Here is a 15,792-nt window from a genome sequence, read left to right as displayed (position 1 = left end):
CGACCGCTGACACCTCCCACCCGCGCGAACGTCGGCCGCTGGCCCCCCATCCGCGCGAACGGCGCTCCACCGCACCCCGCCACCACGGCGCACGCCCCTCGCAGGCGCGCACAACCCGATGGCCCGCCCCCTCTACTCAGGGGACGGGCCATCGGGTCGAACGTGGGCCTACCGATCAGCCCACCGAGGCTCAGACCACCGAGGCTCAGGCCACCGGGATCGGGACCGGCACGTAGGGGGCCAGTTCCGCCGCCAGTTCCTCGTGCACGCGGGCCTTGAGCAGGGTGCCCTCCGACGTGTGTTCCTCGGAGATCACCTCGCCCTCGTCGTGCGTGCGGGCGACCAGCTTGCCGTGGGTGTACGGGACGAGCGCCTCGATCTCGACCGACGGGCGGGGCAGCTCGTTGTCGATGAGCGCGAGCAGCTCCGCCATGCCCTGGCCGGTGCGGGCCGAGACGGCGATGGACCGCTTCTCGATGCGCAGCAGTCGTTGCAGGGTGACCGGGTCCGCCGCGTCCGCCTTGTTGATCACGACGATCTCGGGTACGCCGGTGGCGCCGACGTCCCTGATGACCTCGCGTACGGCGGCGAGCTGCTCCTCCGGGGCCGGGTGCGAGCCGTCGACCACGTGCAGGATCAGGTCGGACTGGCCGACCTCCTCCATGGTGGAGCGGAACGCCTCGACCAGGTGGTGGGGCAGGTGCCTCACGAAGCCGACGGTGTCCGCGAGCGTGTACAGGCGCCCACTGGGCGTCTCGGCACGGCGGACGGTCGGGTCCAGGGTCGCGAACAGGGAGTTCTCGACCAGGACACCGGCGCCGGTGAGGCGGTTGAGCAGGGACGACTTGCCCGCGTTGGTGTAGCCCGCGATGGCGACGGAGGGCACCTTGTGGCGCTTGCGCTCCTGGCGCTTGAGGTCGCGGCCGGTCTTCATCTCCGCGATCTCCCGGCGCATCTTCGCCATCTTCTCGCGAATCCGCCGCCGGTCCGTCTCGATCTTGGTCTCACCGGGGCCACGGGTGGCGAGGCCGCCGCCCTTGCCGCCGCCCATCTGACGGGACAGCGACTGACCCCAGCCGCGCAGCCTCGGCAGCATGTACTGCATCTGCGCGAGCGCGACCTGCGCCTTGCCCTCACGGGACTTGGCGTGCTGGGCGAAGATGTCGAGGATCAGGGCCGTCCGGTCGATGACCTTGACCTTGACGACGTCTTCGAGGTGGATGAGCTGGCCCGGGCTCAGCTCACCGTCGCAGATCACGGTGTCGGCGCCGGACTCCAGGACGATGTCCCGCAGTTCGTTGGCCTTGCCGGAGCCGATGTAGGTGGCCGCGTCGGGCTTGTCGCGGCGCTGGACGACGCCGTCGAGGACGAGGGCGCCCGCGGTCTCGGCGAGGGCGGCCAGCTCCGCGAGGGAGTTCTCCGCGTCCTGCACGGTGCCCGTGGTCCAGACGCCGACGAGGACGACCCGCTCCAGCCGCAGCTGGCGGTACTCGACCTCGGTGACGTCCTCCAGCTCGGTGGACAGCCCACCGACCCGGCGCAGCGCCGCGCGCTCGGAGCGGTCGAACTGTTCGCCGTCCCGCTCTCCGTCGATGTCGTGGCTCCAGGCGACGTCCTCTTCCATCAGGGCATCGGCCCGAAGATTCTCGGCGTAGGTGTGCGCGAGGCGCTGCTGCGCGTCCTGGGAAGGGGAAGAAGAGGAGGTCATTGGGTCCTTACGTCGAAGAGAAGGGAAGGGCGGCGGCGGTCTCCGTCACTGTGCTCAACGTACGAGCCCGCCGGGAGATTCCCGGGTCTCGTGCCGCGCCGACCCGAAGATGGTCGCACGGGACGCCCCGTGCGGTCACCGCCTTATTCCCGGCCCACGCGGGGATCAACCGGCCGGGGAAGCGGCCACGGCGGCCTTGTGGGAGGCCACGGCCGCCTTGGGAGCGGATGCGGGGGCCTTGGCCGACGCAGGCGCTTTGGCCGGCGCGGGGGCCTTGGCGGGCGTGGGGGCCTTGGCGGGTACGGCCGACTTCCAGTCCGGGTGGCCCGGCATCGGCGGGGTCTTCTCGGCGTACAGCCACGCCTGGAAGAAGTCGTCGAGGTCGCGGCCGGAGATCTCGGAGGCGAGGCGGACGAAGTCGGCGGTGCTCGCCGTTCCGTCGCGGTGCAGGCGGACCCAGGAACGTTCCAGGCGCTCGAAGGCCTCGGCACCGATCTCCTGGCGCAAGGCATACAGAACGAGCGCGGCGCCGTCATAGACATTGGGACGGAAAATACTGATCTTCTGGCCGGGCGCGGGGGCCTTCGGTCGGGCGGGCGGTCCTCCGGCGCTGCGCCAGGTGTCGGAGGCGTTGTAGGCCGCCTTCATGCGGGTCTCCATGGGGCGGTCGGCCTTCTCCTGCGCGTACAGGGCCTCGTACCAGGTGGCGTGTCCCTCGTTGAGCCACAGGTCGGACCAGGTGCGGGGGCTGACGCTGTCGCCGAACCACTGGTGGGACAGCTCGTGCACCATGACCGACTCGACGTACCACTGGGGGTAGCCGGGCTCGGTGAAGAGGTCCTTCTCGAAGAGGGAGAGCGTCTGTGTCTCCAGTTCGAAACCGGTGGTGGCCTGCGCCATGAGGACGCCGTAGGTCTCGAAGGGGTAGGCGCCGACCTTGCTCTCCATCCAGGCGATCTGGTCGGGCGTCTTGGCGAGCCAGGGTTCGAGGGCCTCGCGGTCCTTGGCGGGGACGACGTCGCGCACCGGCAGTCCGTTCGGGCCCTCGCGGTGCAGCACGCTGGAGCGGCCGATGGAGACCTGGGCGAGTTCGGTGGCCATCGGGTGCCGGGTGCGGTAGGTCCAGGTGGTGGTCCTCGCGGCCCGGGAGCGTCCGGCGGGCAGACCGTTGGCAACGGCGGTGTAGTCGTTCGGCGCGGTGACCTCGATGGTGAACATCGCCTTGTCGGAGGGGTGGTCGTTGCACGGGAACACCAGGTGGGCGGCGTCGGCCTGGTTGGCCATGGCGAGGCCGTCGGCGGTGCGCACCCAGCCGCCGTCCTGGCCGTCGGCGGCGACCGGGTCGCTGGTGTGCCGCACGGTGATCCGCGTCCAACTGCCCTCGATCAGCGGGACGTCGGGCGTGACGACGAGATCCTCACCGGCGCTGGTGAAGGCGGCCGGTTCGCCGTCGACCTCGACCGACTCGACGGTGCCGTGCGCGAAGTCGAGGTTGATGCGCTCCAGGTCGGCCGTGGTCCAGGCGTCGATGGTGGTGACGGCCGACAGGGGCTTGCGGTTGTCGCCGGAGTAGGTGAAGTCGAGGTGGTAGGACGCCACGTCGTAGCCGGGGTTGCCGAGGGTCGGGAAGAGGCGGTCGCCGATGCCCAGCGCGGCCGGGGGCGCACTCGCGGCGAGCAGGGCGACGGAGACGGCGGAGGCGAGCAGCGCGGCGGCCGTACGGCGGCGGACGGCGCGGCGGGGCGTGTGGGGGCGAGGGCTGAGCGGCATGGACCACCGCTACCAGCGCGTGTGCGCCGGGCGGCGCCGACGCGCGCCCGAACCACCCGAACGAGTCGGCGCGCGCCCTCAAGCCCGCGCCCCCTCAAGCCCGCGCCTCTCAAGCACAGGCCCCCTCAAGCCCCGAGCGTCTCAGGCGCCGGGTGCCTGTGGCTGGGCGCGGCTCACGTCGTAGACGCCGGGGACGTTGCGCATGGCCCGCATGAGGGTGGGGAGGCGGGCGGCGTCGGGGAGTTGGACGGTGTAGGTGTGCCGGACCCGCTGCTGGGTGGGCGGTTCGACGGTGGCCGAGGAGATCTCGGCGCCCTCCGTGGCCATCGCCTCGGTGAGGTCGGCCAGGAGGTGCGGGCGGACGAACGATTCGGCGACCAGGGTGACCCGGCACTCGGTGGTGTCCCCCCAGCGCACGCCGACCTCCGCGCGCCCGGCGCTCTTCATCCGTCCCACGCCGGCGCACACCACCCGGTGGACGGTCACCACGCCCCCGCGCACGGTGAACCCGGTGACGTCGTCGGGCGGTACCGGCGTGCAGCACCCGGCGAGTCGGACGGTCGCGCCGGGCTGGTCGACGAGGACGTTGTCGGTGGCGGGGCGGGCCAGGGACAGCTCGGAGGCCTCGGCGGTGGGGCGCAGCCGTACCTCGGGCCGCTCGGGGTGCTGGGGCGTCTCGTCGCCGGGGTGGGTGGTGAGCCAGCGTTGGATGGCGATGCGGGCGGCGGGCGTATGAGCGTGCTCCAGCCATTCGCGGGACGGCTCGGAGGCCGGGTCCTGGCCCATCAGGAGCTGGACGGTGTCGCCGTCGGTGAGGACCGTGCTGAGCGTCGCCAGACGGCCGTTGACGCGGGCGCCGATACACGCGTGCGCGTCCTCGCCGTACTGCGCGTAGGCGGCGTCGACGCAGGTGGCGCCCTCGGGCAGGCCCAGGGTGCCGCCGTCGGGGCGGAAGACGGTGATCTCGCGGTCCTGCGCGAGGTCCTCGCGCAGGGTGGACCAGAAGGTGTCGGTGTCCGGCGCGGCCTCCTGCCAGTCGAGCAGCCGGGAGAGCCAGCCGGGCTTGGTCGGGTCGACGCGCTCGCCGTCGGCGGGGTCGTCCGGCGCGGGCGCGTACGGATTGCCCAGCGCGACGACACCGGCCTCGGCGACCTTGTGCATCTGGTGGGTGCGGATGAGGACTTCGGCGACCTGGCCGTCCCCGCGCGCGACGGCGGTGTGCAGCGACTGGTAGAGGTTGAACTTCGGAACGGCGATGAAGTCCTTGAACTCCGAGACGACCGGCGTCATACAGGTGTGCAGTTCGCCGAGGACGCCGTAGCAGTCCGCGTCCTCGTTGACGAGGATCAGCAGGCGGCCGAAGTCGGCGCCGCGCAGCTGGGCGCGTTTGCGGGAGACGCGGTGCATGGAGACGAAGTGCCGGGGGCGGATGAGGACTTCGGCGGGGATGCCGGCGTCGCGCAGGACGGCGCGGATCTCGTCGGCGATCTCGGCGAGGGGGTCGTCGGCGCGGGAGGCGTTCTCGACGATCAACTCCCTGGTGTGCCGGTACTCCTCGGGGTGGAGGATCGCGAAGACCAGGTCCTCCAGCTCGGTCTTGAGGGCCTGGACACCGAGGCGTTCGGCGAGCGGGATGAGGAAGTCGCGGGTGATCTTGGCGATGCGTTCCTGTTTCTCGGGGCGCATCACGCCGAGGGTGCGCATGTTGTGCAGCCGGTCGGCGAGTTTGATCGACATCACGCGGACGTCGCTGCCGGTGGCGACCAGCATCTTGCGGAAGGTCTCGGGCTCGGCGGCGGCGCCGTAGTCGACCTTCTCCAGTTTGGTGACGCCGTCGACGAGGTAGCGGACCTCGGCGCCGAACTCCTTGCCGACCTGGTCCAGCGTCACGTCCGTGTCCTCGACGGTGTCGTGCAGCAGGGACGCGGTCAACGTGGTGGTCTCGGCGCCGAGTTCGGCGAGGATCAGGGTGACGGCGAGGGGGTGGGTGATGTACGGCTCGCCGCTCTTGCGCATCTGGCCGCGGTGCGAGGACTCGGCCAGGACATAGGCGTGGCGCAACGGCTCAAGATCGGCGTCGGGGTGGTGGGCACGGTGTGCCTCCGCGACATGGCCGATGGCGTCGGGCAGGCGGTCCCGGCCGGCCGGGCCGAGCAGCGCCGCCCGGCCGAGACGGCGCAGATCGATCCGGGCCCGCCAGCGAGCGGTGGACACGGTGACCGGACCTGGGGTCGCGGGGTTCGTCGCCTCCGCACTCATGGGCACCTCCGGCTGCCTCGACCGGCGGACGGGGTGCCCCAGGGCGGACACGGCTCAGGGGATGGCACTGCTCCCCCGTCCGGGCCGGTGCTTGATGCTACCGAGCGCATCACGTGCGTCCGACCGCCTCTCGCCGAGCGTGAAACGGATCACCCATTCGAGCGACGCTTCGCAGGTTTATGTTTTCCCGCCAGGTGGCAAGGGGCTGGCCGTGCTTTCCCATCCGACGAGCCTCCCCCTCACTGGCACTCCGTGCCATGTGACCGCGTACGCCTCCGATGCCAAGCCTCCCCTTCGCTCAGCGAGCGGCGTTTTCCAGCCACTCGGCGTCGATCTCGCCCTCGGCGACGATCACCGCGGGGCCGGTCATCTCGATCTCGCCGTCGGGCCGCTCGGTGATCACCAGCGTGCCGCCGGGCACATCGACGGTGTAGGTCGCCGGGGTGCCGGTGACGGCCGGGTCGGCTCCGTCACGGCGGGCGGTGGCGACGGCGACGGCGCACGCGCCCGTACCGCACGACCGGGTCTCACCGACGCCCCGCTCGTGGACGCGCATGGCGACGTGCCGGGGGCCGCGGTCGACGACGAACTCCACGTTGACCCCGTCCGGGTAGGCGACGGCCGGGCTGACCGGCGGCGGCGCGTACAGGGCGCCCGCGTGGGCGAGGTCGTCGACGAAGGCGACGGCGTGCGGGTTGCTCATGTTGACGTTCCGGGCGGGCCAGCTGCGCTCACCCACGCTCACCGTGACGTCGCCCTCGGGGAGCCGCGCGCGGCCCATGCCGACCGTGATGTCGCCGTTCTTGGCGAGGTGCACGTGCTTCACGCCCCCGCGCGTGGCCACCGCGAGGTCGCCCTCGACGGCGTGTCCGGCGCGCTGGAGGTAGTGCGCGAAGACCCGCACGCCGTTGCCGCACATCTCGGCGATCGAGCCGTCGCCGTTGCGGTAGTCCATGAACCACTCGGCGTCGGCCGCCATGGCCCGGGCGTCGGGGTGCGCGGCGGACCGCACCACGTGCAGCAGCCCGTCCCCGCCGATGCCCGCACGCCGGTCGCACAGGGCGGCGACGGCGCCCGGCCCCAGCTCAAGGGCGTTCTCCGGATCAGGAACGATCACAAAGTCGTTCTCCGTACCGTGCCCCTTGAGAAACCCAATCCGCGTACTCATCCCCCGATCGTACGACCCCCCACCGACAACCCACCCAACAACGGTTCACCACCGCCGCCAAGGAACACGGGCCCCTACCGAGAAACGGCCCGGCAACGCAGGTAAGGGGCGCGGGGAACTGCGCGACCAGCCCCCACGGCGCCGCACCCGGTACAAGGCCTGTACCGCTCCTCCAGGGAGGGAGTCACCGCAGGCGGGCGACCCGCCACACCGCGAGTACCACGACCGCCCCGACCACGACGACGTACGCCAGGACGACCCGCCAGTCAGGCCGCCGCCCAGAGCCCCGCGCAGGCAGCCCGGGCCAGATGTGCCCGACGCGCCGCGCGGCCATCATCCCCCACCCCGCCGCACAGGAACAGATCAGCAACCCCAGCATGGCGATCACCGCCCCGCTGTCACCGAAGTCGAACGCCAGCGGAAAGGCGAACATCAGGGAGCCGAGCGTGGCAAGACCGACGATGGGAGCGAGCGTCCACAGCCGCATCCGGCGCTGCGGGCGCAGCTCGACCTCGACCTCGGGCCCGCCGGCGAACATCTCCTCGGGCTCGGGCCCGTCCGCGGTCACCCCGCCCTGCGTGTCGTCCTCGGGACCGTCGGGGCTCAGTCGGTCCTCGTCCTGCTCCGGCCCACCGCCGTCGGCGGTGAAAGGCTCGGTGCCTTGTGTGGTGTCGCGAGGGCCGGCCTCCATCGCCACGCGCCCTCCCAACTAGGACTAGGTCGATCGAAGCTCGATGATGGCACGGCCCCGGAGGCCGCGATGACGGCCGGAGCGTCCCGATGCCATGACGTGATCAGGCTGTGACCGGTCGTTCGACCAACGCCAGTGCGAGGCGCGGCAGTTCCGCGAGATCCGCCGCCGCTCCACTGAGCCAGTGCACCCTCGGATCGCGCCGGAACCACGAATCCTGACGGCGCGCGAAGCGCTTGGTGGCGCGCACGGTCTCGGTGCGCGCCTCGTCGAGCGTGGCCTCCCCGGCGAGCGCCGTGAGGATCTGCTGATAACCGAGGGCGCGGGACGCCGTGCGCCCCTCGCGCAGCCCGCGCGCGTCCAGTGCGCGCACCTCGTCGACGAGGCCCGCGTCCCACATCCGGTCCACCCGGCGGGCGATGCGCTCGTCCAGCTCGGGGCGGGCGACGTCGACGCCGATCTGGACGGTGTCGTAGACCAAGTCGTGGCCCGGGAGGTTGGCCGTGAAGGGGCGGCCGGTGATCTCGATCACCTCAAGGGCGCGGACGATCCGGCGGCCGTTGCCGGGCAGGATCGCGCGTCCGGCGTCGGGGTCGGCGGCGGCCAGCCGCGCGTGCAGCGCACCGGCGCCGCGCAGGGTCAGTTCCTCCTCCAGGCGGGCCCTGATCTCGGGGTCGGTGCCGGGGAACTCCAGGTTGTCGACCGCCCCGCGCACATAGAGGCCGGAGCCGCCGACCAGGACCGGCCAGCGGCCCTCGGCGAGCAGGGCGTCGATACGCGCGCGTGCGAGGCGCTGGTACTCGGCGACGGACGCGGTGACGGTGACGTCCCAGATGTCGAGGAGGTGGTGCGGGACTCCGCCGCGTTCCTCGGGCGTCAACTTGGCGGTGCCGATGTCCATCCCCCGATAGAGCTGCATCGAGTCCGCGTTGACGACCTCGCCGCCCAGCCGTTGGGCGAGGAAGACGCCCAGATCGGACTTTCCGGCCGCCGTGGGACCGACGACGGCGATGACTCGGGGGGCGGGGGATGCGCTGCTCACGGCACCAGTCTCGCAAACGCGGACGGCGCTCCTCCCAGGAGCCGGGCACCGGAGCGGGCGGCACGGTCGCCTGGCACATGACAACCGCCGCGCGGGCCGGGCGACGGTGACCTCGGGGACGCGTTCGGGCGTACCGGACGGCGCGGGATCTCACCCGCGCGAGTACCGTATGGAGTTGATATGGAGTATTGAGTTGGTATAGGCGAATTCGCCCGGCTCGTACGTCGGTCGACGGCCGCACAGAGGACGGTGGCGGAGGCCGGGACCGGCGCCGAGGTCGCCGTCGGGATCTGAGCCGGTGTGGTCATGACCGGTGCGGGTAAAGAGATCCCCAAGCAGCAGTCCGTAGAGCAGGTGGCCTACCGTGAGGCCCACGAGGGCGCCCGCAGGTGACAGGGAAGGTGGACCATGGGTCTTCTGGACAACTTGAAAGCCAAGATCAGCCCCGCCAAGGACAAGGTCGCGGACCTCGCCCAGCAGCACGGGGGCAAGATCGCCGACGGTCTGGACAAGGCCGCGAAGGCGGTCGACGAGAAGACCAAGGGCAAGTACACCGACAAGATCGAGACGGGCACCGGCAAGGCCAAGGAGGCCGTGGACCGGCTCGCCCACAAGGACGGCACGCCCGGTTCGGACCCGACGAAGCCGAACGGCCCCGAGGGGACGCACCCGGCGCCGTGACGGCCCGGCCGCCTCGTGAACGGCGGACGGCCCGCGAGCGTCACCGCTCCGGGCCGTCCGCCGTTTCCGCGCTCCAGGACGCTGTTCAGGACCAGCTCGCCACCACGTATCCCACCCCGTACGGCGCGTCTTCGTACAGAAGGCGCCCGGCGAGCCCCGCGCCCTCGGCCGCGCCCGCAAGGACCTGCCAGGAGGCTCGGCCCGCTGCCTTCAGCTCCCGGGCCAGACCGGCGTCCAGGGCCCGCAGGGCCGCCAGGTCGGCCGAGCCGAGCGCGCGGCCGACCCCGGCGTCGAAGGGTGCCGCCCGTTCGTCCAGGTAGCCCGGCGCCTTGACGGTGCGGCAGGCGCTGGCGTCGCCCATCACCAGCAGGGCCACCCGTGCGGCGCGGGCGCCGATCTCCCGGCCGGTCGCCAGGCACCGCGCGCTCTCCAGGGACTCCGGCACCCCGAGCCCCTCGATCGGGGCGTCCGCCCAGTCGGTGCGGGCGAGCAGCCAGGCGGCCACGGCGAGGGACGTCGGCAGGGCGGGCCCGGGCTCCCCGGCCGCCTCTGTACCGAGGGTGACGTCTGTGCCGAGGGTGACGTCGAGGTCGACGCCGAAGCCCCGGAACGAACCCGGCGTGCCCTGCGGGTAGGGGCCCGCCGGTTCACCGGGGCCGACGACCACCAGGAGGTCGGGGCGGGCGGCGGCGAGGACGCCCAGGGCGTCGGTGCAGGCGGTGCGGGCCACGTCCAGCTCGGCGGCGGCACCTGCCGCGACCTGGGGGACGAGCAGCGGCGGACAGGGGCAGACAGCGGCGGCGACAAGCATGATCGGCAGCGTAACCCCGCCCGCACGCGTGCCGCCGGTCGGGCACGGCACCCGGCGCGCGGGGTTGACGGCACGCGCGCGTGGACGCACGTTCCCGATCTGCGCCGTCGGCCCGCACGCGCGCGTGGGTGGCTGCGGCGGGCCACCGTCGACGTGGTCCCGTCGGCCTCCACGCGTGCGTGGCCGTTGGCTCCCGCCCGCCTCGGCGGCGTTCGCCCTAGCCTCGCTCCGGGGCGCTGTCGTGGAGGAGTTCGGCGACGGTGAAGCGGGTGTGGAAGGTTTCGAAAGTGCCTTCGGAGATCAGGAGGAGGCCCTCCTGCTGCCGGAACAACCGGACGCGCTTGGGGCGGCGGGGGTGGGTGGGGCGGTAGGTGCTCGCGAAGGTCTCCAGCGCGCGCAGGGCGTCCTCACGCGTTCCGGTGACCCGGCCCGCGACCTCGCACGCCCACTGCCTGCCCTCGCCCGCCCCCTGCGTCGACTCGACGATCAGTCCCCACACGGCCATGGCCGCGCCCCCGTTTCCTCGCCTGCCCGGTCAGTCGCAGCCGCAGCCGCTGCCCGTGGCGACCGGCAGCGGGGCCGGGACGCCGATCTTCGGCAGGCCGAGCATGACCCCGGCCGGTTTCGCGGCCTCGGCGGCGGTGCGCTTCTCCCAGGCGTCGCCCGCGCGCGTGCGGCGCACGTCGAGAACGGCGCCCTCGGCGAGGAGGTGGTGCGGGGCCGCGTAGGTGATCTCGACGGTGACCACGTCACCGGGGCGTACCTGCTGGTCGGGCTTGGTGAAGTGGACCAGGCGGTTGTCGGGGGCGCGGCCGGAGAGGCGGTGGGTGGCGCCGTCCTTGCGGCCCTCGCCCTCGGCGACCATCAGCTCCAGGGTGCGGCCGACCTGCTTCTTGTTCTCGTCCCAGGAGATCTCCTCCTGGAGTTCGACGAGCCGCTCGTAGCGGGCCTGGACGACCTTCTTGGGGATCTGGTCGTCCATGGTCGCGGCCGGGGTGCCGGGGCGTTTGGAGTACTGGAAGGTGAACGCCTGGGCGAACCGGGCCTCGCGGACCGCGTGCAGCGTCTGCTCGAAGTCCTCCTCGGTCTCGCCGGGGAAGCCCACGATGATGTCGGTGGTGATCGCGGCGTGCGGGATGGCCGCGCGGACCTTGTCGATGATCCCGAGGTAGCGCTCCTGGCGGTAGGAGCGGCGCATCGCCTTGAGGACGGTGTCCGATCCCGACTGCATCGGCATGTGCAGCTGCGGCATCACGTTGGGCGTCTCGGCCATGGCGGCGATGACGTCGTCCGTGAAGTCGCGCGGGTGCGGGGAGGTGAACCGGACCCGCTCCAGGCCCTCGATCGTGCCGCAGGCCCGCAGCAGCTTGCTGAAGGCCTCGCGGTCGCCGATGTCGGAGCCGTAGGCGTTGACGTTCTGGCCGAGCAGGGTGATCTCGCTGACGCCCTCGGCGACCAGGGCCTCGATCTCGGCGAGGATGTCGCCCGTGCGGCGGTCCTTCTCCTTGCCGCGCAGCGCCGGGACGATGCAGAAGGTGCAGGTGTTGTTGCAGCCGACGGAGATCGACACCCAGGCCGCGTAGGCGCTCTCGCGCCGGGTCGGCAGGGTGGACGGGAACGCCTCCAGGGACTCGGCGATCTCGACCTGCGCCTCTTCCTGCACGCGCGCGCGTTCCAGCAGGACCGGCAGCTTGCCGATGTTGTGCGTGCCGAAGACGACGTCGACCCAGGGCGCCTTCTTGACGATGGTGTCGCGGTCCTTCTGCGCCAGGCAGCCGCCGACCGCGATCTGCATGCCGGGGCGGCCGGCCTTGCGCGGGGCGAGGCGGCCGAGGTTGCCGTAGAGGCGGTTGTCGGCGTTCTCCCGGACCGCGCAGGTGTTGAAGACGACGACGTCCGCGTCGCCGTCGGAGCCCTCGGGGGCGCGGACGTACCCGGCGCCTTCCAGCAGTCCGGACAATCGCTCGGAGTCGTGGACGTTCATCTGGCACCCGTAGGTACGGACTTCGTAGGTCTTGGGCGCTGAGGTGTCCACTGCCGGGCTCCGGTCGCTGCTGATGGTCATGGCTCAAGGGTAGGCGCTGCGGGCGGGCGCCCGGCCGCCCCGTCCGCGCTCGCCGTCTCAGGGCTCGATGAGCCCGGCCCTGATCGCGTACCGGGTCAGTTCCAGACGGTCCTTCATGCCCAGTTTGTGCAGGAGGTTGGCGCGGTGGCGTTCGACGGTCTTCGCGCTGATGAAGAGCAGTTCGCCGATCTCCTTCGAGGTGTGGCCCTCGGCGACGAGCTTGAGGATCTCCTCCTCGCGTTCGGTGACGGCGCGTTCGGGCAGGCCGTCGCCCCGGTGCAGGCGTTCCAGGTAGGAGCGGACCAGGGCCCGTTCGGCGCCCGGGTACACGAACGGTTCGTCTCGTACGGCCGCCCGGCACGCCTCGACGAGGTCACGGTCGGCGACGGACTTGAGGACGTAGCCGCTGGCGCCCGCTCTGAGGGCCTCGAAGAAGTACTGCTCGTTGTCGTACATGGTCAGGATGAGGAGGCGCAGGGACGGCATCCGGCGGGAGAGTTCGCGGGCCGCCTGGAGGCCGGTCATGCGGGGCATCGCGATGTCCAGGACGGCGAGGTCGATCTCCTGGGCGCGGGCCAGCTCGACGGCCTCGGCACCGTCCCCCGCCTCGGCGACGACGGTGAGGTCGGGTTCGCCGTCGAGGATGAGCCGGACGCCCTGGCGGACGAGGGCGTGGTCGTCGGCGAGCAGGACCCGGGCGGGCGGGGTCATCGGCGGGCCCCTTCGGTGCCGGTGGCCGGGACGCGCAGGCGGACCTCGGTGCCGGTCTCCAGGCCTGGGCCGAGGTGGAGGTCGGCGCCGACGAGCAGGGCACGCTCGCGCATCCCGCGGATACCGGCGCCCTCCCGGGCCGCGGCGAGGCCGGCGCCGTTGTCCCGGACGAGGAGTTCGACGCCGCCGGTGACGGGGCGCAGCCGCAGTTCGGCGCGGTCGGCGCCGGAGTGGCGTGCGGTGTTGGTGAGCCCTTCCTGGGCGACGCGGTAGAGCACGAGTTCGGACTCCTCGGTGAGCGGGGGCAGGTCGCCGGGGACGTGGTGGCGGACCGTGAGGCCGTGCGTGGTGAACTCGCCTGCCAGCGAGCGCAGGGCGCTGACCAGGCCGAGTTCCTCCAGGACGCCGGGGCGCAGTCGGCGGGCGATGCGGCGGATCTCGTCGAGCCCGGCCCGGGTGGCCTCCTGGGCCTGGCCGACCTCGGCGCGCAGCCCTTCGGGGGTGCGGTCGGCGACCCGTTTGAGCTGGAGCAGGACGGCGGTGAGGGTCTGGCCGACCTCGTCGTGGAGTTCGCGGGCGATCCGGTGCCGTTCCCGCTCCTGGGCGGAGAGCGCGAGGCCCGCCCCGGCGGCGCGCTCGCGCTCCAGCCGTTCGAGCATGGTGTTGTACGTGATGATCAGGTCGGCCACCTCGGCGGGGCCCGCGACCTCGGCGCGGGCGCCCGGGTGCAGCAGGTCGGCGGCGGCCATGGCACCGGCGAGGCGGCGCAGCGGGGTCAGTCCGGCGCGCAGCACGAGCGCGTTGCCGACCAGCAGCAGCGCGAGGCCGACGACGACGACCAGGGCCTCGGCGGGCAGCACGGGCGTGGAGACGGTGACGGGGCCGAGCAGCAGGCAGGCGGCGACGACCAGCCCGAGGGCGTTGAGCGAGAAGATCCGCCAGAACAGCGACACGGTCCTCCCTCGTCCGGCACGTGCTCCCGGCACTGTGGTCACGACCGTCTCCTCTCTCCCCCGCTCGCGTATATCCGTCACGTCACCCATATCGCCACGGTACGTGGGGGTGACACCATGCAGAGGGTCGACCGTGATCACTCCCCGGCCACGGCCCGGGCGCCGCACGGTCCGCCGATCCACGCTGAGAGAGCCGCAAGGACAAAGGGGAGAAACGTGTCTGCGCCACGCCTGCGGGCGACGCCGTTGCCGGGCATCGGGGTCCAGTACGACCTGGTGACCAAGGACCAGCGCCATCTGTCCGTGGTGGCCCACCGGGACGGTGCCCGGACGGTGAACATGTACCGCAACGACGATCCCGACTCGTGCGCGCACTCACTGCGGCTGTCCGGTTCGGAGGCGGGTGCGCTGATCGACGCGCTGAAGCCGTCGCACCACAGCGCGAGCCTGCTCTACACCTCCGACCTGGGCCTGGTGGCCGAGCGGATCGAGGTGGCGGCCGCCTCCCGGTTCAACGGCCGGGTGCTCGGGGACACCCGATTGCGCACCGACACCGGGGCCTCGGTGGTCGCGGTGCTGCGCCGTGCGGAGGCGATCCCCTCGCCGACCCCGGACTTCCGGCTGGCGGGCGGTGACATCCTGATCGTCGTCGGCACCCGTGAAGGCGTGGACGCCGCCGCGGCGATACTGGGCCGGGAGTGATCACGTGCACTCCGCGGTCCTGCTGATCGAGTTCGGTTCCATCCTGCTGGCGCTCGGCCTGCTGGGGCGGGTGGCGGCGCGGTTCAGCCTCTCCCCCATCCCGCTCTATCTGCTGGCCGGTCTGGCCTTCGGCGAGGGCGGTCTGCTGCCGCTCGGCGCGAGCGAGGAGTTCGTCGCGACCGGCGCCGAGATCGGCGTCATCCTGCTGCTGCTCATGCTCGGCCTGGAGTACACGGCCGGTGACCTGGTCACCAACCTCAAGTCGCACTACCCGGCCGGTCTGGTCGACATGGCGCTCAACGCGCTGCCGGGCGCGGGCATCGCCCTGCTGATGGGCTGGGGGCCGGTGGCGGCCGTCGTGCTGGCCGGTGTCACCTGGATCTCGTCGTCCGGGGTGATCGCCAAGGTCCTCGGCGACCTGGGCCGGGTCGGCAACCGGGAGACCCCGGTGATCCTCAGCGTGCTGGTCCTTGAGGACCTCGCGATGGCGGTGTACCTGCCGATCGTGACCGCGCTGGTGGCGGGCGCCGGGCTGCTGGCGGGGAGTCTGACGCTGGCGATCGCGCTGGGCGCGGCCGGTCTGGTGCTGTTCGTGGCGGTGCGCTACGGGCGGGTCATCTCGCGGTTCGTCTCCAGCGACGACCCGGAGAAGCTGCTGCTGGTCGTGCTGGGGCTGACGATCCTGGTCGCGGGCGTGGCCCAGCAGCTCCAGGTGTCGGCGGCGGTCGGCGCGTTCCTGGTCGGCATCGCGCTGTCGGGTGAGGTCGCGGAGGGCGCGCACACGCTGCTGAGTCCGTTGCGCGACCTGTTCGCGGCGGTGTTCTTCGTCTTCTTCGGCCTGCACACCGATCCGGCGAGCATTCCGCCGGTGCTGGTGACCGCGCTGGCGCTGGCCCTGCTGACGGCGGGCACGAAGATCGCGACCGGGTACTGGGCGGCCCGGCGGGCGGGCATCTCCGCCAAGGGCCGGTGGCGGACGGGCGGCGCGCTGGTGGCGCGCGGGGAGTTCTCCATCGTCATCGCGGGGCTCGCGGTCAGCGCCGGGATCGAACCGAGCCTGGGCCCGCTGGCCACCGCGTACGTCCTCATCCTGGTCATCCTCGGCCCGCTCACCGCGCGGTACACCGAGCCGGTGGCGCGGTTCGTCACCGACCGGCTCGCGGCCCGTGGGAAGCCGGTCGAGCGGCAGCAGGCGGAGGCGGAGGAGGTTCCGGTGGGCGACTGAGACCCA

Annotated in this window: 14 protein-coding genes; 3 read left to right on the top strand and 11 right to left on the bottom strand. The window is 72.2% G+C overall.

Annotated features, from left to right (window positions below):
- Positions 1-205: 205 nt before the first annotated feature.
- From hflX to miaA, 6 genes are all read right to left on the bottom strand, one after another.
- Positions 206-1,708 (bottom strand): GTPase HflX, encoded by a 1,503-nt coding sequence (gene hflX, locus ACIQOU_RS34315; RefSeq protein WP_401543710.1) that lies wholly within the window; start codon positions 1,706-1,708, stop codon positions 206-208.
- Between the two features lie 165 nt (positions 1,709-1,873).
- Positions 1,874-3,478: a M1 family metallopeptidase gene (locus ACIQOU_RS34310; RefSeq protein ID WP_401543707.1), complete on the bottom strand. Its 1,605-nt coding sequence runs from the start codon at positions 3,476-3,478 to the stop codon at positions 1,874-1,876.
- 141 nt (positions 3,479-3,619) lie between these two features.
- A complete protein-coding gene (locus ACIQOU_RS34305) occupies positions 3,620-5,737 on the bottom strand; it encodes a RelA/SpoT family protein (protein WP_401543705.1) in 2,118 nt (705 codons plus the stop codon).
- 298 nt (positions 5,738-6,035) lie between these two features.
- Complete coding sequence (gene dapF / locus ACIQOU_RS34300; protein ID WP_401543703.1) at positions 6,036-6,905, bottom strand: diaminopimelate epimerase; 870 nt, start codon at positions 6,903-6,905, stop codon at positions 6,036-6,038.
- Positions 6,906-7,089: 184 nt separating this feature from the next.
- Positions 7,090-7,596 carry a hypothetical protein gene (locus ACIQOU_RS34295; protein WP_401543870.1) on the bottom strand — a complete coding sequence of 169 codons (507 nt, stop codon included), beginning with the start codon at positions 7,594-7,596 and terminating at the stop codon, positions 7,090-7,092.
- A gap of 103 nt (positions 7,597-7,699) precedes the next feature.
- Positions 7,700-8,638: a tRNA (adenosine(37)-N6)-dimethylallyltransferase MiaA gene (miaA, locus tag ACIQOU_RS34290; protein ID WP_401543701.1), complete on the bottom strand. Its 939-nt coding sequence runs from the start codon at positions 8,636-8,638 to the stop codon at positions 7,700-7,702.
- A 408-nt stretch (positions 8,639-9,046) separates the two neighbouring features.
- Between miaA and ACIQOU_RS34285 the strand changes: the two genes are divergently transcribed.
- Entirely contained in the window at positions 9,047-9,319 is a 273-nt protein-coding gene (locus ACIQOU_RS34285; RefSeq protein WP_401543699.1) for an antitoxin, read from the top strand.
- 85 nt (positions 9,320-9,404) lie between these two features.
- Here ACIQOU_RS34285 and ACIQOU_RS34280 read toward each other — a convergent pair whose 3' ends face one another.
- The 5 genes from ACIQOU_RS34280 to ACIQOU_RS34260 form a co-directional block, all read right to left on the bottom strand.
- Positions 9,405-10,130, bottom strand: a complete 726-nt coding sequence (locus ACIQOU_RS34280; protein ID WP_401543696.1) for a class III extradiol dioxygenase subunit B-like domain-containing protein — start codon at positions 10,128-10,130, stop codon at positions 9,405-9,407.
- Positions 10,131-10,347: 217 nt separating this feature from the next.
- Complete coding sequence (locus ACIQOU_RS34275) at positions 10,348-10,635, bottom strand: hypothetical protein (RefSeq protein ID WP_401543694.1); 288 nt, start codon at positions 10,633-10,635, stop codon at positions 10,348-10,350.
- Positions 10,636-10,665: 30 nt separating this feature from the next.
- Positions 10,666-12,195 carry a tRNA (N6-isopentenyl adenosine(37)-C2)-methylthiotransferase MiaB gene (miaB, locus tag ACIQOU_RS34270; protein WP_401543691.1) on the bottom strand — a complete coding sequence of 510 codons (1,530 nt, stop codon included), beginning with the start codon at positions 12,193-12,195 and terminating at the stop codon, positions 10,666-10,668.
- A 57-nt stretch (positions 12,196-12,252) separates the two neighbouring features.
- Entirely contained in the window at positions 12,253-12,906 is a 654-nt protein-coding gene (locus ACIQOU_RS34265) for a response regulator (RefSeq protein ID WP_401543689.1), read from the bottom strand.
- Positions 12,903-13,859, bottom strand: coding sequence for a sensor histidine kinase (locus tag ACIQOU_RS34260; protein ID WP_401543867.1), 957 nt, complete (start codon positions 13,857-13,859; stop codon positions 12,903-12,905). Before ACIQOU_RS34260 ends, ACIQOU_RS34265 begins: the two co-directional genes overlap by 4 nt.
- Positions 13,860-14,075: 216 nt before the next feature.
- On the opposite strand from ACIQOU_RS34260, the gene ACIQOU_RS34255 reads away from it, so the two are divergent.
- Both ACIQOU_RS34255 and ACIQOU_RS34250 read left to right on the top strand, forming a co-directional pair.
- Positions 14,076-14,561 carry a cation:proton antiporter regulatory subunit gene (locus ACIQOU_RS34255; RefSeq protein ID WP_401543687.1) on the top strand — a complete coding sequence of 162 codons (486 nt, stop codon included), beginning with the start codon at positions 14,076-14,078 and terminating at the stop codon, positions 14,559-14,561.
- Between the two features lie 4 nt (positions 14,562-14,565).
- Entirely contained in the window at positions 14,566-15,786 is a 1,221-nt protein-coding gene (locus ACIQOU_RS34250) for a cation:proton antiporter (RefSeq protein WP_401543684.1), read from the top strand.
- Positions 15,787-15,792: the final 6 nt, after the last annotated feature.

The organism is Streptomyces sp. NPDC091279 (assembly GCF_044757465.1).
GTDB lineage: Bacteria > Actinomycetota > Actinomycetes > Streptomycetales > Streptomycetaceae > Streptomyces.
Note: the sequence above shows the minus strand (reverse complement) of the source record. Positions and strands in the feature narration are given on the sequence as shown.